Consider the following 17,938-nt stretch of genomic DNA (forward strand, 5'->3'; position numbering starts at 1 on the left):
TTTAAAAATCTAGGGGCATCGTATGCTGATCTTGATTGGCGGCATCGTTATCGACTTGCGTTTCTTGAGTAATATCAGCAAGTTCAGCAGCCAGCGTCTGCTCATCAATAGTGCGTAGCGCATCACTAATTACTGCTTTGGAGATATTACTGCGCCCAAGGTTAGAGAACATCGGCTGAATATAGTTCAATACTTCCATCATCGCGCCGATACGATGCGGGCCTTCATGGAGCAAATGATGGACAATACGCTCATCAAACTGCCAACCACGGCGACGCAAAATAGACTGTAACAACGCTTGACGATCGGCTAAATCACGACCGTTAGGAACTTTGAAGGTGGGGGCTTGTGCGAGTCTGGTCAGTAAATCTGTCAAATGAAACGGCAGTTCACTAGCAGGCTTATTGGCTGCAAATAACAACTGGCGTTGCCCTTCTCGGCTACGGTTGATCAGATGAAATAAAGCTTCTTGCCATTCATTGCTGTGCTCAAGCACCTCTAAATCGTCAATGGCAATGACATCGAAGTTCTCCAGCGAGGACAGGACATTAACATCGGTATGTATGAGCTCGTCAAGCGACAAACAAATTGCTGATTTGTCCATCTCAATGAATGACTCACAAATAGCGGATAACAGATGAGATTTGCCGGTGGCAGGACTGCCGAATAGATACAGCTGACCAATCAGGCCAACATGTAACTGCCGCACTGCATCAATAATTGACATCCAACCAGGACCTGAAAAGTCGCTGAGACTTGTGTCATGTTTGATGTCCAGATTGAGACTTAGCTGTGCTTCTGCCATGAATCATCAACTCGTTTAGCGTAGTGTAATAACAGTGTCATAAACATGAAGCTTAACACTACATTATATTTTTTATAACTGTCTTCGAGACTGCGTAACATTGGGTTGTAGCATCTATTTGTAAGGAAGTTTTGTAGCCTAAATTTGCAACGCTATCTAACCATTTACAGCGCATTAATCCATCACTCAGTATAGAACTAACATAACAATGGCTATTATCGTAAATGCTGAGCCTATATATACCATATTTGCAAAATGACTGACAAGTCTTTTACATCTTAACCCTTATTAGTAGCTGCGTCACTGATGAGTTCTGAGTCCTTTCAAAACCTTGGAATCCACACTGAAACTCATATTAAAACCCACATTAAAACCCACACTTTTTTTTAAATAAACCGTTAAAAAGCCTCATGCTTACTTTTCTAATTGGCTTATTTTTTTTCAAATAAATCCAACTGCTTGCGACCTTTATAAAAGTCAGTGGTTTGATAATAAGCGTACAGATGACGGAACAAGACATTGAGGACCGCAGATACGGGTAGCGCAATGAGCATGCCAACAAAGCCTAACAAGCTAGCGCCTGCCAATACTGAGAAAATAACCCATAATGGGGACAGACCAATCTTATCACCTAACAATAGTGGCTGCAGCACATAGCCCTCAGCGGCTTGTCCGATTAAAAATGCGCCGACAATCAAAGACAAATGAAACCAATCCAAACCGAACTGAAATAAACTAGCGATAACAGCAGCAATGAAACCAAGACCAAAACCTAAATATGGTACAAAGCTGGCGATACCTGCGCCCATGCCAATAATAAGACCAAGCTCAAGCCCAATAATCTGTAACTGTACGGCATAAATGATACCCAGTAGCACCATAACCAGTAGCTGCCCTTTCACAAACTCCATCAATGCGCGATCACATTCTTGCGCGATATCGATGACTTTTTTGCAGTAAGCAGCAGGAATGGCCATCTTCCAGCTATTCAAACGTTTATCCCAGTTGAATAAAAAGTAAAAGGTCAAAATAGGTACCAATACAATCAGGCCAGCGCTATTAATAAAATTCATACTGGAGGCCAATATTTGGCTCATCAAGGTACTGGCATCCTCAAACTTATAATTGTTCTGCATATAACCTACCAGCGTTTCAGAAAAACCTTTTACCTCTAATTCTGGTAAACGAATGCGGCTGTTATTAACAAACCATTCGCGTACGACTTGGTTGTACCAATTGAGCGTCCTTGGTAAGTATTCCCAAGCAGATTGCAACTGGTACCACAACGTCGGTAACAACCACCACAGTAGAAGCACCAGCCCCAATGTAATGGTAGAATACACAACAATAATAGCTATCCAGCGCTTGACATATTTCGATAAGCGTTTTACCAGTGGATTAAATAAATAAGCGAGCACAAAAGCAAATACAAACGGTACAATGACCGGCATCATCAGATACAACAAAACGAGCGCCACTACGATGGCAACGACGATAAATAAGCGCCGAAAAAAAGGATCTATCGGTTGGTTTATCATTAATGGCAGTCCTATAGTTAAACTGATGTCGATGACTTAGAGAAGTCGAGAGTCGTTCTATTGCTACAGAATCACCCTCGCGTTATGATTGAGTGTGCAAATTCTAAGGGCTCTATTATCGCAGAGTAAATAAAAAATGCCGTCTTTTTTTGTTTCTTAGCTTTTTATTTGGCACATATGCCTAATGTCAGCGGAATATTGGTAAGTTGCTTTGCGAGTGTAGGCTGTTTTTGGGTATAATGCGCCCATTATAGTCAAACTTTACATTACTGACTTCTATTATTAATTCTAACTGCTGATTCTAATTACTGATCCCAATCCCCTATCTAATTGTGAGATGACCATGAGTGACAAACCTTCTTTAAGCTACAAAGATGCCGGTGTTGATATTGATGCTGGCGACGCGTTAGTTCAGCGTATTAAGTCAGTGGCAAAAGCCACTACTCGTCCTGAAGTCGTGGGCGGGCTTGGCGGATTTGGTGCCCTGTGCCGCATTCCGACTGGCTACACGTCACCTTTGTTAGTTTCTGGTACTGATGGTGTGGGTACTAAGCTTAGATTGGCCTTGCAGCTCAATCGTCATGACACTATCGGAATTGATTTGGTGGCGATGTGCGTCAATGATTTATTAGTGTGCGGTGCTGAGCCTTTATTCTTTTTAGATTATTATGCGACCGGTAAGTTGGATATTGATACTGCTGCTACCGTAGTGACTGGTATTGGTGACGGCTGTAAGCTGGCTAATTGTGCGCTTATCGGTGGTGAAACGGCTGAAATGCCAGGTATGTACCATGATGACGATTACGACTTGGCTGGGTTTTGTGTGGGCGTGGTTGAAGAAGCCGAAGTCATCACTGGTGAGCATGTCGCAGAAGGCGATGCACTGATTGCGCTAGCTTCAAGTGGCGCGCATTCAAACGGTTATTCACTAGTACGCAAGGTCATTGAAGTCAGCGGTATCGATGTGACGACTAGCAACGAGCAACTGGATGGCAAGTCGATCCAAGACGCGCTAATGGCCCCTACCCGTATCTATGTCAAAGCCATTAAATCCCTACAAGATACCCTTGGAAATTCAGCACTGCATGCTATGTCACATATTACCGGTGGCGGCTTAACGGACAACCTTCCCCGCGTGTTACCGGATAACTTAGCGGCTAGTATCGATACCAACAGCTGGCAATTTTCAGAGCTATTTACCTGGTTACAGACTCAAGGAAATATTGACCAACGTGAGATGTACCGTACCTTTAACTGCGGTGTTGGCTTCGTGATTGTCGTACCGCAAGATAAAGCTGAAACGGCTATTGAAACCTTAAATGACGCCGGTGAACACGCTTGGCAAATCGGTGAAATGATCAGCCGTGCAGCGGATGCAGTGGTGTACCGTTAATGTCTGTTGATGACTTAAAGCAACCAACCCAGCAACAGCGGACAAGCCCGTTACGCATTGCAGTGTTAGTGTCCGGCAATGGCAGTAATTTACAAGTCTTAATAGATGCGATACAAGCGGGCGCGCTACCGATTGAGATTGTCGGCGTTATCAGCAATCGTGATGATGCTTACGCTATCACGCGAGCTCAGCAAGCCAATATTCCTGTTGCCGTGTTGTCACATACTGAAAGTGGCAAACGCATGGGGATTAAAACTTTTGAGACCCATGCCAGCGTGCAACTTGTGGCATGGCAACCTGACTTAATCGTACTTGCAGGCTTTATGCGGGTATTGAGCAGCGCATTTATTGATAACAGCACAGCGACTATGATTAATCTGCATCCGGCCTTGTTGCCAACTTATAAAGGCCTAGATACCCATCAGCGCGTTATACAAGCTGGTGAGCGTTATCATGGCTGTAGTATCCATGTGGTTACTGCTGAGCTTGATGCAGGACAAGTTTTGACTCAAGGTCTGCTAAACGTCAATCCAAAAGATAATGCTGATAGCCTACAAACACGCGTGCAAAAGCTTGAGCATCAACTACTACCGTGGACCATTTTATTATTGGCAAAGGGCGTTTTACCTCTCAATACTAATAAAGTATCAGCCGAGGCAAAATCTTATTTGCCAACTTTACCTTTAAAGCTCTGGTTAGATAATTAAACCTTAAGTTAGATAGTTAAAGCTTCGTTTAGTAAAAACTATTATCCAAACCAAACAGAATCGCTATAAGCTATAGACATAAAAATACCCCGTTGCTCAGCAGCGGGGTATTTTTTGTGGCTCTCTTAAATAAGAATAGCTTAAATAAGGCTATTTTGAACAGTCTATGAACAGATATAAAAACTAAGCAGGTTTTTTGCCAACCACATGTACCGCTTTAATATTTACGAACTCTTTTATACCGAAACCACCATGCTCACGGCCGTAACCAGAGTTTTTGACACCACCGAATGGCAATCCTGGATTAACCAGATCATAACCATTGATATAAATCATACCAGTGTCGAAATACTGTTGGGCTAGACTGATGGCCTTGTCTTCATCTTTAGAGAAGATACCACCGCCCAATCCATAACGGCTATCATTAGCAATGCGTAGCGCATCATCTTGATCTTTGGCACGGATTAAAGAAGCTACTGGACCAAACAACTCGTCTTTGTAGGCTGGCTGGTCTGGGGTAATATCTTCCAAAATAGTTGGCGGATAAAAAGAACCGGCTCTATCTGGTACTTCGCCACCTAAAGTAATCGTTGCCCCTTTATTTACACTCTCTTCAACTTGCTGATGTAACTTATCACGTTGCTTGGCACTCGATAACGGACCTATGTCAGTTGAATCGTCCATTGGCTCGCCCATTTTATAAGTGTTGAACTTCTCGATAAGACGCTTACGAAACTCATCATAGACACTGTCCACTACTACAAAGCGTTTGGCAGCAATACAGGTTTCGCCATTGTTGTATAAGCGAGCATGGGCACAAGTTGCGGCAGCTAAATCTAAGTCGGCATCTTCTAGTACGATAAATGCATCGTTAGACCCAAGCTCCATAACTGTTTTCTTAAGCGCTTTAGCCGCTTGCTGGGCAACTACTCTACCGGCTACATCACTTCCTGTCAGCGTAACACCGCGTACTTTATCATGTTCAATAACTTTTTCTGATTGATCATGACCTATAATAAGAACTTGGAACAAATCATTAGATAAATCAGACTCATGGAATATTTTTTCGATCAACAACGCAGAACCCGTAACGTTTGAGGCATGTTTTAACAGGATACTATTACCTGCCATTAGGTTGGCAATAGTGTAGCGAAACACTTGATAAGATGGAAAGTTCCATGGTTGGATACCATAAATGATACCAATAGGCTCATAACTGATTAAACCTTTCTTTATACCTTCAATATCGCGCTCGTCTTTGGCTAGCGCGGCTACACCATTACTAGCAGTATAATCACAAATTCCTTTACATAAATCAACTTCACCTAAGCTGTCTTCGTAAGTTTTGCCGCGCTCTTCAGTCATTAGTTTTGCTAGTTCTTCTTTATGCTTCATCAAAGAATCACCAATAGAGTTAATGACTTTTGCACGCTCTTCATGGCTAACCTGGCGCCATTCTAAAAAAGCCTGATGAGAAGCATCAACGATCTTGTTGACCTCGTCAGTACTCATATAATCGTAATCTTTGATGTCTTTACCCGTGGTTGGGTTGATAGTAGTAATATCTGCCATGGTTATTATCCTTTTTGGTATTGCGTGTTTGGTTTTATTAAAACTTATGTTTATCTAGGGGTTGTTTTAGTTATGCGTTTTATTGCTACGTCACTTTTTAGTTTTTCTTCACTACAGCTATCATAACAAGATATCTGTCTTGGAATTTTACGAGATATTATGAAATGTACTGAAGATGTTAAGAATGTATTTTTTTTAAGAGTAATGTAAATGTATTTGTTTTAAGAGTAATATATTTGAATATATTTGATAGTCACAATTCACAGATAATAAAAAACCAGCACAGTGGCTGGTCAAATATCAAGTGGCAATTTAATTTTAAGCTTTTACAACATGCTATTTAATTTTAGAACAAATGATTAATCACCGGAATCTCTTCTTGTGTTTGATGCTCTTCGTCAGCGACCACTTGCCGTGCAACATGCATAATCAACTGCCGTAACCAACGATGTGCGGGATGATGCTGCAAGAGCGGTGACCAGGCCATCGTTAACTCAAATTCAGGGATAAAAAACGGCGGGTCCACCATCATCATGCTGTCATTATTCGCCTGCATACGTGCCACCCGCGTAGGCAAGGTTGCGATTAAATCTTTATTCGCTGCCAACATAGCAGGCATTTGATAATGACGGGTAAAGACGCTGATTTTTCGCTTTTGCCCCAAACGCTGTAAGGCTTGATCGATAGAACCCAGACCGCCAGACTTTTCTGGATTGACCCCAAAGCCCACCCCCATGCCAGTTTTTGACACCCAAACATGCTGTGCTTTAAGATAGTTTTTTAGGTTAAAGCGATGCGCATAAGGACTGTCAGCGGACAGCAAACAACTAAAAGTATCGCGCCAAACCAATACTTGATGAAAACTTTGCGGTATTTCATTAAAGCGATTAATGGCCAAATCTACCCGACCCTGCTCCATATCACGGTAAGAGACATCCGATGGGGTTAAGAAGTCCAAGATAACATTGGGCGCCTCCGAACGTAAGGCTTTGACCAGCTTCGGTACTAACGTTGCCTCGGCATAGTCTGAGGTCATGATGCGGAAGACCCGCGAGGTGCTATATGGTCGAAACTCGGTGCGTGGTTCAAGTACTTGGGTCAAGTCGGCGAGTATCTCACGGATACGCGGCTGTAACTCCAAAGCGCGTTCGGTGGGGGTCATACCTTCAGATGAGCGTACTAACAAGGGGTCATTAAATAGTTTACGTAGACGACGCAAAATATTACTCATCGCTGGCTGGGTAATCCCCAACTGTTCAGCGGCCCGTGTTACGTTTTTTTCTCGTAGCAATACATCTAAATGTACCAATAAATTTAAATCGACCCGCTGCAAATTCATATGTATGTCTCTTTGCTATAGAATAAATGCCAGTTAAAGCTTGGCGATTTTGTGCGTTATTATGGCCTATACAAAACATCAAACCATCAAACCATATGATATAACTGTTTTTTGTCTGATATCTATTTAATATTTGGCTATATTTTACTAAAATACTTCAAAATTAGTGTGAGGCGTCGGTCTTAAGCTGTTGTTTTTATTATACTATAACCAAATAAAATACCCAAGATAATAATCATAAATTAGATAAATCTTGGTAAGGCGGTTATAGTAAGTAATATAAATAAGTCGAAGTGCAGACGATAAACCTTATGTTGAGCTGCCATCATACTTATACAACAATTAGTATGACAACTGTTTATATAAGCTCAATAATAACAGCGCACAACACTAAGGTGACTCTTTTTAGGTATGCGCTTGTTTGAGTATGCGACTGGTTATTGTAGCATTATCTTACTGATAAGTAGTCATACCGCTGCCCAGCACTATAAGCTAGGGTTAATGAGCCAGTACCACTTAAAAATAAATGCCAAATATCAACCAAACACTATTTCATATTCTGACCTACAATAGATGACAATATGATGGCGGTTTATAAGCCACCAACTATTTTTTAGCAATCAAATCCAGCAAACCCCTTGTATTTATCAGCAGGTCTGTTTAGGGTAATAGGGCTAAGATTTATGACAAATTACTATTCGTAGTTTATGGATTGAACTTCAATACATTCTTACTTAGTCATGCCAGCAAACATTGAGTCTCATTGCAATCAATGTAATCGTAACCTCTGCAAGTCCCATGCAAATAATGCACACCTAGTTATGATCATTTTTATCACTTATTTTTTTGTGCATTAATCTTTAATACCCCACCAAGGAGAAGTCTAGATGTCAACTTATACATCAGCAATCGATTTAGTACGTGAACTAAAGCAAAAACATGGCAATTGGGAAAACATCAGTGAGACCGATGCCGCACGTATGATGGTACAAAATCGTTTTAAGACCGGTTTAGAAATTGCGAAATATACTGCAGGTATCATGCGCCAAGACATGGAAGACTATGACAATGATACATCACAGTACACTCAGTCTTTAGGTGCATGGCATGGTTTTATTGCTCAACAAACTATGTATGCTAAGAAAAAATACTTTGGGACCTCTGCAAAAACTTATATCTACTTATCAGGTTGGATGGTTGCAGCCCTACGTTCTGAGTTTGGTCCATTACCTGATCAATCTATGCACGAAAAAACGTCAGTACCAAAACTAGTAGAAGAGATTTATACCTTCTTGCGTCAAGCCGATGCTAAAGTATTGAACGATTACTTCCGCGAGCTAAATGCTGCTGAAGAAGCCGGTCAAGACACCAAAGAGATTCAAGCAAAAATTGAAAACTTCGATTCACATGTGGTGCCAATTATTGCTGATATCGATGCCGGTTTCGGTAACGAAGAAGCGACTTATCTATTGGCCAAACAGATTATCGAAGCCGGTGCTTGTGCCCTACAAATCGAAAACCAAGTATCTGATGCCAAGCAATGTGGTCACCAAGCTGGTAAAGTCACCGTACCACATGAAGACTACATCGCAAAAATCAATGCCCTTCGTTATGCATTCTTAGAGCTTGGCGTTGAAGACGGTATCATCGTTGCCCGTACTGACTCTGAAGGCGCATCATTAACGCAGAAAATCCCAGTATCAAACGAAGCGGGTGATTTGGCCTCTAAATATATCGACTTCATCGATATGGAAGAAGTGACGCTTGCTGATGCCAAAGAAAACGACAGCTTGCTTAAGCATGATGGCAAACTAGTACGCCCTGTACGCTTAGCAAACGGTCTATACCAGTTCCGTGAAAACACTAACATTGACCGTGTCGTGCTTGACTGTGTTACTGCCTTAGAGAACGGTGCTGATTTACTATGGATTGAGACCCCAACGCCAGACGTTGAGCACATCAAAATGATGGTAGATCGCATTAAAGAACAACAGCCAAAAGCGAAACTGGTCTATAACAACAGCCCATCATTTAACTGGACCCTAAACTTCCGTAAGCAAATAATCGCAACATGGGAAGAAGAAGGTAAAGACATCTCGAAATACAATAAAGATGACTTGATGAGTGCTGATTACGACGGTACTGACCTTGATACAGCCGCTGATGAAGCCGCTAAGAGATTCCAGCGTGATGCCTCACGTGAAGCGGGTGTATTCCATCACTTGATCACCTTGCCTACTTATCATACTACCGCGCTTAGCGTGCATGAGCTTGCCAAAGGCTACTTCGGTGAAGACGGTATGCTTGCTTATGCTGCGGGCGTACAACGTAAAGAAATCCGTGAAGGTATCGCTTGTGTTAAGCATCAAGCCATGGCTGGATCTGATCTTGGTGATGACCATAAAGAAATCTTCTCAGGTGACAACGCGCTAAAAGCTGGCGGCGGTAAGAACACCATGAACCAGTTCTAATAACTACTATGTTATAAGTAACTGTTAGAAGAAAACTAAAAGCCGCTCTACATAATGTAGAGCGGCTTTTTTGTGAGCAATAAAAAAGATATAGTTAGTTCACAATAAAAGAGAGTCGTGTATAGCAACGTGCTACTGGTATAAACTTTTCTGGCGTGCGGTTCGCAAGCGGGACAGAGGCTGCAAAACGTTTGTTACAGTAGCATCCCAGTAGCACTGTATCGTTTTTAGATTGAATCGACTATAGCCACTTACGTTAAACATAATAAAAAATTTAATCAAACTCACATTGAGACTTGTTAAAGGTACGCTTGTCGCCTACGATAAAGTAGAGACAGCTCACATATAATGCCTTTACTCAATACCGTTACTGAATTACGTTATTGAATTAACAGCCCTTACCACTATAGAGGACATTACCATGCAAGAAATAGAACTGAAGTTTTTAATCCCTCCAGCGCGATTAAAAGGGCTGATGCGGCAAGCTAAGGTCAAGTCCTCACAAGATATTCACATGGCGGCTCATTATTACGATACGCCTGAGCAAGATTTGGCACAGGCTGGTATCGGTCTGCGTATTCGTCAAGAAGGCGATGCTTGGGTACAAACCATTAAGGCAGGCGGCGATGGCATTGCGGCACGCTTAGAGCACAATACAATCTTAGATAATGAACACGTACAAGCGATGCTCGATGCCGATGAATTAATGCCTGATTTGATACTTTATGAAGACCCTGCCATCGCGCCGGCACTGGCTGACTTTAAGCTTAAAAAACTGGCAAAAAAATTAACACGTCAGTATATGACTGATGTGCAGCGCACCACGCGCTTGCTAGAAGATGACAGTAGTAAAGAAAGCAGCACTAACGAAGACAGCAACGAAGACAGCAACGAAGACAGCAACGAAGAAAACCGTAGCAAAAAAAGTAGTACGATTGAAGTCGCTTATGATATTGGTCAAATTATCCACGGTAATGACGATTCCCAATGCCAAGATATACACGAAATTGAGTTTGAGCTGGTCTCAGGTGAGCTGGAGTTTTTATTTGCGACTGCCAAACTATGGTGTAAGCGTTATAAGCTATGCTTGTCTACAGTAACCAAAGCTGAGCGTGGTGGTTTGCTGATTAAAGGGGAAAACTATAGCCCAGCAGTTTGCGCTGACCTTAAGCATTTAAATGTAGATCAAGACAGCAGCATGCCTACCTTTGTACGCGCAGCAGTGCATAATTGTCTGCTACAAATATTACCGAACAGTAGTGCTATCGCGGCCGGTAGCCAAGATAACGAACACGTTCTACAGCTACGGATTGGCCTCCGTCGCCTACATATTGCCTTAAAAGCCTTTAAAAAATTCTCAGATCAGCTAAATACAGAATGGCATTCTATACTAAAACAAACGGCAACCCTACTCGGTGACTACCGCGAGCTTGCTCATCTAGCAACGACTATCGAACCCAAGTTACAGCAACACGGCGCGCCTAGCCTAGATTGGACTGAGAATATTGAGCGGATCAAAGTTAAGCCTATTGACGCGGTACGAGCCAATGACTTTCAGCTTACCCTACTGGAGCTTATCGAATTTACCATGAGCGACCCCAGCACTGAGCCCCAAGCATCTACGCTCGCTATAGATAAACTGCCAAAGATATTAGCAAAAAAACATATAAAACTACTCAAAGCTGAGCAGGATTTCGATGACTTAGCGCCCGATTATTTGGATTTAGATGACTTAGAGGCTGACAATGCAGAGCGTAATAGCTTAGTTTCTGATGATTTGGACTCCAATCCTGTGCATAAAGTACGCCGTCATCTTAAAGACTTACGTTATCTGAGTGAGTTTGCGGCACCATTATATTCTAAAAAGAAAAGCAAACGCTGGCTTAAGCGCTTAATAAAAGCACAAAAATCGCTGGGACAATATCAAGATCATAGATACTACCAACAGTGCTATCAGCAAAAATCGCTAACCGATCCTAACGCGCTATATGGAGCGGGATGGTTTGCGGCAACGTTAAAAAATGATCGTAACCGCTTGCAAAAACGGCTGGCTCGTATTCAAGATAGACCTACGTTTTGGTAACGCAAATGGTGTGATTTTTTGGAGCGCTATCATTAACCATAAAAAAGACAGCATCACTAATGTGAGCTGTCTTTTTTATGGTTAGAGTTAAGCCAATCTAAAAACAGTACCGTGCTAGATGCTTAATCATTTAATCCAAACACTTTCATACGCTCATTAAGGGGCTGATAGGTTTTTTCGCCAGCAGGCTCAACAATACTGCCAAACGGCATCTGCGCAACCAGCTCCCAATGATCAGGAACCGAAAACGCTGCGGCGACATCTTTATCAATCAGCGGGTTATAATGCTGGAGACTCGCACCAACCTCTAATGTACGTAGTTCTGTCCACATAGCATACTGGTGCATCGCTGAAGTCTGCTGCGCCCATATGGGGAACTTATCGGCATATAGCGCAAGCTTATCTTGTAACGACTTGACAACTTCTTCATCTTCAAAAAACAATACCGTTCCTGCCCCAGCACGGAAGCTATCCATTTTTTGTTTGCTACTCGAAAAGTCACCATCACCGACTTCCTGACGCAGCTTATTCTCGGTAATATCCCACAGCTGTTTATGCTGCTCATCAAATAACACAATGAGTCGCGAGGACTGCGAGTTAAAGGCAGACGGCGTATGTAGTAGCACGCGCTCAGCAATATTAACAATCGCCCGTGGATCTACTGGTAAATCGTTACCTAAAGCATAGATAGTACGGCGTTCATCAAAAGCTTGTTGTAGGGTTACTAGACTGGCTCGAGTCATTTTTATTATCCTTGTAGTAATTGTTAATACGTTTAATAAAGTAGCATTATAAAAATTAGCGTTATAGATAGGTTTTATACTCTTACGAGTTATAAATACTTCGACGTAGATAGTAGGGGTATAAAATGTATGGATAAAAATACTTTTGAATCAATCAAAACTTCAAGCACTCAAAATACTAATGAGTATTATAGCAATCAACTTAACGCTAATACGTTATTGTTAAATTATATTTTATAAATAACCTTGTAAGTGTGTCTTGTAAACTTGGCTTTTATGACGCTAAGAAGTTAGTAGACTTCTATAACAACACATCTCACCGATTGTCAAAGCTGCCGATTATTCAGCAATGCCGCTAACATCATTAACACTATCAACAATAAAAACAGGAGTGCCCTCATCTACCTGTGCAAACAACTCAATAATATCCTGATTGCGCATACGTACACAGCCATGTGAGCGCGGTACACCCATAGGTTCATTATCAGCCGTGCCGTGAATGTAAATATAACGCTCGTAAGTATCGCAGCCGCCTTGGCTATTATTGCCTTTATTAATGCCAGCCTCAAGCCCGCTTAGCCATAAAATTCGACTTAGTATCCAATCACGTTCAGGGTGCTGGGCGCTTAAAGTCGCGCTGTGGATTTCGCCTGTAGCTAATCGCCCGATAAATACTGTATTTATTGGCTCATTGTTGCCTATTTTTTGGGCAATAACGTGCGCACCCAGTGGCGTACGTCCACTGTCCTGTTGACTACCAATGCCATTTTTGGCAGTTGAGATAGGATAGCAGCAAACCTCAGTATGCGCTTGAAATAACGTCAAGGTCTGCTGAGCAATGTTAACTATGAGCTGCGTGCTCGGCTTATTATCTGGTGTCATAAATGGCGGTCCGGCTATTATCAAAAGGTATTGTAGCTAAAAGTCTTTATAAACTAATAAAAAATCTGATTTTAAGGGATTGTATCAAGGCAGTTGGCACCGTAATATAGGGGCACACTTTCTGATGCTAGCAGATTATGACGTCTATTTCACCGACACGTGTGTCGATGTATGATTTTTTATATCAAGATATCCAGCCCCTGGTACCATTATTGGCAGATGCTGCTCAGCTGTCATTACCGCAAACGCATCTTGCGCTTGGTGCCAGCTTGCAAGCAATCGTCAGTACTTTACTTTCTTCTCAACAGCTTCATAAGGGTCAAGCGGTTAGAAAAAAGCTCTTTGGTCGTAGTGCGGTTAAAGAGCTGCGGCAATACAACTCTATGAACTTTGCGACCATCAAGGCTACCTTATACCATCGTCATGATGCGGCTAGTGCTCTCTTTGGTGATAGCGCACGGGTCATTAAAGCAAGCGAGCATATTGCTACACAAATTGATGCGACTACGCCGCAAGCGCAAACCTTACTGACCTGTTTATGCGTCATCGTCCTGCGTGAATTGGCTATCTTGACCGACTACAGTCAGCTTGATAACGATGAGATAAATAAATGGTTTGCTTTGCAGCCACAATTTTTATCAAAAGCGCGTTTTACGGCTATTGAACCAATCGGGCCTGTAACATCAACAGATACGGATAACAAAGACGCTAATGTCGAAGGAGATACCATACCGACAAAATCAACAATGACAGGAACAGAAGACAACAGTCTAGAGTCTGAGCAGCTAAAAACTGAGCGGCTAGAGTCTAGCCAACTAGACTCTGATCAGCTAATAAGTACGCCGCCCCCTTTTGATTCTTACTGGTATGAGTTGACAACATTTAAGCCCGATAATCATGAACCTGCACAAGATATGCAACAAGCCACAGCCAATTACTTAAAAGTCATCGGTCGCTCATCAGAGAACACCCAACAGGGTCGGCATAACGACTTATTAATGTTCGCACAGATGCCAGCCATCGTTTTACCGCACCAACGCTGGCTATTGCAACTGGCTAAGATTTCAGACATCTACTTGCATCGCAATCGGCTGCGCATCACCTCTGAACCGACTACCCCGCCGACCCCACCACTGGTCAGCTTAGGGTTAATTGGTGGTAATAACGACAATACTCCGGCTACCACTAGCGAGACCCCTATTAAATACGATGCACCGTTGCCGCTGTGGAAAAATCCTATTATCCTTATCATCATTCTAGTGATTGGTAGTCTTGGCGGGCTTGCTACCCTAAAGTACCAAATGAAGAAATCTAATGGTGCGATACCAGCGACTGTAGTAGTATTAAAGCAGGACCTTGCTGAAGAGCGTCAGCAACAAGATGTGGCTATTGTGAAAGTAAATGATGAAGATAAAACCAAAGAGGCAGAAAAAAATTAGATAAAAATCTTAAATAAAGACAAAGAAAATCTAAGGCATTAAAGCTATATTATTGGCAATAAAAAAACAGAGACTTTGCGCCTCTGTTTTTTTATTTTATACTCTATTTAGTTTATTCGTTTGGCAAAACTATTTAGACAAATCACGACCACGACTGGCTTCAATCGCCAAACGTAGACCATTAAGACGGATGAAACCTTCCGCATCTTTTTGATCATACGCGCCAGCATCGTCTTCAAAGGTAGCGATTTTTTCATCAAATAGTGAATCGTCTGATTTACGACCGACTACGCTCACAGCGCCTTTATATAGCTTCAGGCGAACCGTACCATTGACATATTCTTGTGACTTGTCAATCAAAGCCTGTAGCATCATACGCTCAGGGCTGAACCAATAGCCGTTATAGATAATTTTGGCATAGCGTGGCATCAGCTCATCTTTTAGATGCGCAGCTTCACGGTCTAGCGTTAATGATTCAATACCGCGATGCGCTTTTAGCATGATGTTACCTGCTGGAGTCTCATAGCAGCCACGTGACTTCATACCCACATAACGGTTTTCTACAATATCCAAACGTCCGATACCATGACTGCCACCGATTTCATTCAGCTTGATCATAATCTCGTACGGTTTAAGCCGCTCACCATCGATAGCAACGATATCGCCTTTTTCATACTCTAATTCTAGATATTGCGCTTTATCTGGCGCTTCTTCTGGGCTGACAGACCAGCGCCACATATCGTCTTCTGCTTCGGCATAAGGATCTTCTAGAATGCCCCCTTCATAAGAGATGTGTAATAAGTTGGCGTCCATTGAATACGGAGACTTGGTCTTATTACCGGCATAGTCGATAGGAATATTATGCTCTTCGGCGTATTGCATCAAGCTTTCACGGCTGGATAAATCCCACTCACGCCAAGGCGCAATGGTGACCACATCTGGGGATAGAGCGACTGCGCCCAGCTCAAATCTTACTTGGTCATTACCTTTACCCGTTGCACCATGGCTGATAGCGTCAGCGCCGTGTTCTTTGGCAAGCTCAACCAAACGCTTGGCAATAAGAGGACGAGCAATAGAGGTGCCTAGTAAATACTCACCTTCATAAATGGCATTGGCACGGAACATCGGGAACACATAATCACGCGCAAATTCTTCGCGTAAGTCTTCAATATGGATGCTTTTGATACCCATCGCTTCAGCTTTGGCACGTGCCGGCTCAACTTCTTCACCTTGACCGATGTCAGCAGTAAAAGTAATCACTTCGGCATCATAAGTGTCTTGTAACCATTTAGCGATAATGGACGTATCAAGACCACCAGAATAGGCCAAGACAATTTTATTAATATTTTTCGGATCAAGCTGAGCCATGAATAACTCCTAATATGAGAATTTAGTTATAGAACATAAAAATAATACGGCAGAATCAATCAAAATTTAATTTACTTACTCAGTGTACATCATATTTACTATAGGCAAAAGTACCACAGCCCTGCAACACTAGGTTTTGGCTTCAATACGCCCTAAAGTAAGTTAGATACTGATGTTGATAAAGCAGGTTGGTAAGGTAGGTAGGTTGGTAAAATAGATACTGAATTAAATAGTAGCTTATAGGCCTACCAACAAATTATGTATAGTTCTTTAGCCGCATATTTAGTCAAGCAGGCAAATCTGTTATGATAACCACATACTAAACTCATTATTATCAGCCCTGCACCACTTCCCCTTATCCCCGTATTTTATGATATAGAGCGCCATGAACCCGACTACCGATTTGATTACAGAGTTAACCATCCTCCAGCCAGACGACTGGCACATTCACTTGCGTGATGATCAAGCGCTGGCAACCACAGTGCCTCATGCCGCTAACAGCTTTAACCGCGTCATTTGTATGCCAAATCTAGTGCCGCCAGTAAAAACAGCTGATGATGCCCGTGCGTATCGCGAGCGTATTTTGCAGCATCTACAAGCCAGTGACTTGACTGCTGAGCGCAAAGCGGCTTTTGATCCCCGTATGACCTTGTATCTGACTGATCGCACGACCGCGCAAGATATTGAACTGGCGGCGCAGTCTGGTATCGTGCAAGCGGTCAAGCTTTATCCTGCCGGCGCGACTACCAATTCCGCTGATGGCGTGACCAATATCAATGCCTGCGTCGATGTGTTTGAAGCGCTAGAAAAATATAACTTGCCTCTGCTACTACATGGTGAAGTGACTCACGATCATGTTGATATTTTTGACCGTGAAAAGCGTTTTTTGGACGAAGTACTGGCGCAAATTATCATGAAATTCCCAACATTAAAGATTGTGTTGGAGCATATTACGACCAGTGATGCGGCTGACTTCGTCCTTGCTCAAGGTAATCACATTGCAGCAACCATTACCCCGCAGCATCTACTGCTCAACCGTAATCATCTGTTACTGGGCGGCATCAAGCCACATTTTTATTGTTTGCCCATTTTAAAGCGCGAATCACATCAAAAAGTGTTATTAGACGTCGCCACTAGCGGAAATCCGAAATTTTTCTTAGGAACGGATTCAGCACCGCATGCTACTGATAAAAAAGAAGCGGCTTGCGGTTGTGCGGGCTGCTATAGCTCGGCGACTGCTTTACCCTTGTACGCTACTGCTTTTGATAGTGTCGGCAAAATAGATAAGCTTGAAGGCTTTGCCAGCCGCTTTGGCGCGCAGTTCTATGGACTACCAGTGAATGAAAACACGGTTACCTTAATTAATACGCCCATGCAAGTCCCTGCTGCTTATCCTTATTTTGATGGATCAACGCTCACACCGCTCATGGCAGGTGACATATTACCTTGGTCTATTAAGGCGTAATAATACTTAACTTTGCCCGATAATATGAGCTTAATGTTTATATTATCGGGCGCTTATTTATTTTTAATATACGCATCGTTTTAATACAACCCGTATTTTAATATAACCATCTTTTCAATATACTTAGCATTTC

General features: G+C 42.4%; 13 protein-coding genes. 6 read left to right on the plus strand and 7 right to left on the minus strand.

The features are described 5' to 3' along the window. Window position 1: 1 nt before the first annotated feature. Window positions 2–805 (minus strand): DnaA regulatory inactivator Hda, encoded by an 804-nt coding sequence (gene hda, locus U1P77_RS07215; RefSeq protein WP_321154372.1) that lies wholly within the window; start codon window positions 803–805, stop codon window positions 2–4. Window positions 806–1,236: 431 nt separating this feature from the next. Then, window positions 1,237–2,343 (minus strand): AI-2E family transporter, encoded by a 1,107-nt coding sequence (locus U1P77_RS07220; RefSeq protein WP_321154373.1) that lies wholly within the window; start codon window positions 2,341–2,343, stop codon window positions 1,237–1,239. Between the two features lie 343 nt (window positions 2,344–2,686). On the opposite strand from U1P77_RS07220, the gene purM reads away from it, so the two are divergent. Both purM and purN read left to right on the plus strand, forming a co-directional pair. Then, window positions 2,687–3,736 (plus strand): phosphoribosylformylglycinamidine cyclo-ligase, encoded by a 1,050-nt coding sequence (purM, locus tag U1P77_RS07225; RefSeq protein ID WP_321154374.1) that lies wholly within the window; start codon window positions 2,687–2,689, stop codon window positions 3,734–3,736. Beyond that, window positions 3,736–4,443: a phosphoribosylglycinamide formyltransferase gene (gene purN / locus U1P77_RS07230; RefSeq protein WP_321154375.1), complete on the plus strand. Its 708-nt coding sequence runs from the start codon at window positions 3,736–3,738 to the stop codon at window positions 4,441–4,443. The genes purM and purN overlap by 1 nt, the downstream gene beginning before the upstream one ends. 183 nt (window positions 4,444–4,626) lie before the next feature. On the opposite strand, the gene U1P77_RS07235 is transcribed toward purN, so the two are convergent. Together U1P77_RS07235 and U1P77_RS07240 are read right to left on the minus strand one after the other, a co-directional pair. After that, window positions 4,627–6,015, minus strand: coding sequence for an NAD-dependent succinate-semialdehyde dehydrogenase (locus U1P77_RS07235; protein ID WP_321154376.1), 1,389 nt, complete (start codon window positions 6,013–6,015; stop codon window positions 4,627–4,629). Between the two features lie 346 nt (window positions 6,016–6,361). Beyond that, entirely contained in the window at window positions 6,362–7,354 is a 993-nt protein-coding gene (locus U1P77_RS07240; protein WP_321154377.1) for a LysR family transcriptional regulator, read from the minus strand. Window positions 7,355–8,241: 887 nt separating this feature from the next. On the opposite strand from U1P77_RS07240, the gene U1P77_RS07245 reads away from it, so the two are divergent. Next, a complete protein-coding gene (locus U1P77_RS07245) occupies window positions 8,242–9,825 on the plus strand; it encodes an isocitrate lyase (protein WP_321154378.1) in 1,584 nt (527 codons plus the stop codon). 421 nt (window positions 9,826–10,246) lie between these two features. Further along, on the plus strand, window positions 10,247–11,908 hold the full coding sequence (locus U1P77_RS07250) for a CYTH and CHAD domain-containing protein (RefSeq protein WP_321154379.1): 1,662 nt from the start codon (window positions 10,247–10,249) through the stop codon (window positions 11,906–11,908). Between the two features lie 122 nt (window positions 11,909–12,030). On the opposite strand, the gene U1P77_RS07255 is transcribed toward U1P77_RS07250, so the two are convergent. Continuing rightward, complete coding sequence (locus tag U1P77_RS07255) at window positions 12,031–12,651, minus strand: nitroreductase family protein (protein WP_321154380.1); 621 nt, start codon at window positions 12,649–12,651, stop codon at window positions 12,031–12,033. A 339-nt stretch (window positions 12,652–12,990) separates the two neighbouring features. Continuing rightward, window positions 12,991–13,533, minus strand: a complete 543-nt coding sequence (locus U1P77_RS07260; protein WP_321154381.1) for a L,D-transpeptidase — start codon at window positions 13,531–13,533, stop codon at window positions 12,991–12,993. Between the two features lie 137 nt (window positions 13,534–13,670). Here U1P77_RS07260 and U1P77_RS07265 point away from each other — a divergent pair, with 137 nt between their 5' ends. Beyond that, on the plus strand, window positions 13,671–14,972 hold the full coding sequence (locus tag U1P77_RS07265; RefSeq protein WP_321154382.1) for a hypothetical protein: 1,302 nt from the start codon (window positions 13,671–13,673) through the stop codon (window positions 14,970–14,972). Window positions 14,973–15,101: 129 nt separating this feature from the next. On the opposite strand, the gene U1P77_RS07270 is transcribed toward U1P77_RS07265, so the two are convergent. Then, a complete protein-coding gene (locus U1P77_RS07270; RefSeq protein ID WP_321154383.1) occupies window positions 15,102–16,340 on the minus strand; it encodes an argininosuccinate synthase in 1,239 nt (412 codons plus the stop codon). Window positions 16,341–16,725: 385 nt separating this feature from the next. On the opposite strand from U1P77_RS07270, the gene pyrC reads away from it, so the two are divergent. After that, complete coding sequence (gene pyrC / locus U1P77_RS07275) at window positions 16,726–17,805, plus strand: dihydroorotase (protein ID WP_414478995.1); 1,080 nt, start codon at window positions 16,726–16,728, stop codon at window positions 17,803–17,805. The last annotated feature ends 133 nt before the right edge of the window (window positions 17,806–17,938 follow it).

It is taken from the genome of Psychrobacter sp. LV10R520-6 (assembly GCF_900182925.1).
GTDB lineage: Bacteria > Pseudomonadota > Gammaproteobacteria > Pseudomonadales > Moraxellaceae > Psychrobacter.

What these genes read in the sequence shown, in the direction of transcription:
- hda (WP_321154372.1), bottom strand. Translation starts at nt 805, where the DNA reads ATGGCAGAAGCACAGCTAAGTCTCAATCTGGACATCAAACATGACACA.
- U1P77_RS07220 (WP_321154373.1), bottom strand. Translation starts at nt 2,343, where the DNA reads ATGATAAACCAACCGATAGATCCTTTTTTTCGGCGCTTATTTATCGTC.
- purM (WP_321154374.1), top strand. Translation starts at nt 2,687, where the DNA reads ATGAGTGACAAACCTTCTTTAAGCTACAAAGATGCCGGTGTTGATATT.
- purN (WP_321154375.1), top strand. Translation starts at nt 3,736, where the DNA reads ATGTCTGTTGATGACTTAAAGCAACCAACCCAGCAACAGCGGACAAGC.
- U1P77_RS07235 (WP_321154376.1), bottom strand. Translation starts at nt 6,015, where the DNA reads ATGGCAGATATTACTACTATCAACCCAACCACGGGTAAAGACATCAAA.
- U1P77_RS07240 (WP_321154377.1), bottom strand. Translation starts at nt 7,354, where the DNA reads ATGAATTTGCAGCGGGTCGATTTAAATTTATTGGTACATTTAGATGTA.
- U1P77_RS07245 (WP_321154378.1), top strand. Translation starts at nt 8,242, where the DNA reads ATGTCAACTTATACATCAGCAATCGATTTAGTACGTGAACTAAAGCAA.
- U1P77_RS07250 (WP_321154379.1), top strand. Translation starts at nt 10,247, where the DNA reads ATGCAAGAAATAGAACTGAAGTTTTTAATCCCTCCAGCGCGATTAAAA.
- U1P77_RS07255 (WP_321154380.1), bottom strand. Translation starts at nt 12,651, where the DNA reads ATGACTCGAGCCAGTCTAGTAACCCTACAACAAGCTTTTGATGAACGC.
- U1P77_RS07260 (WP_321154381.1), bottom strand. Translation starts at nt 13,533, where the DNA reads ATGACACCAGATAATAAGCCGAGCACGCAGCTCATAGTTAACATTGCT.
- U1P77_RS07265 (WP_321154382.1), top strand. Translation starts at nt 13,671, where the DNA reads ATGACGTCTATTTCACCGACACGTGTGTCGATGTATGATTTTTTATAT.
- U1P77_RS07270 (WP_321154383.1), bottom strand. Translation starts at nt 16,340, where the DNA reads ATGGCTCAGCTTGATCCGAAAAATATTAATAAAATTGTCTTGGCCTAT.
- pyrC (WP_414478995.1), top strand. Translation starts at nt 16,726, where the DNA reads ATGAACCCGACTACCGATTTGATTACAGAGTTAACCATCCTCCAGCCA.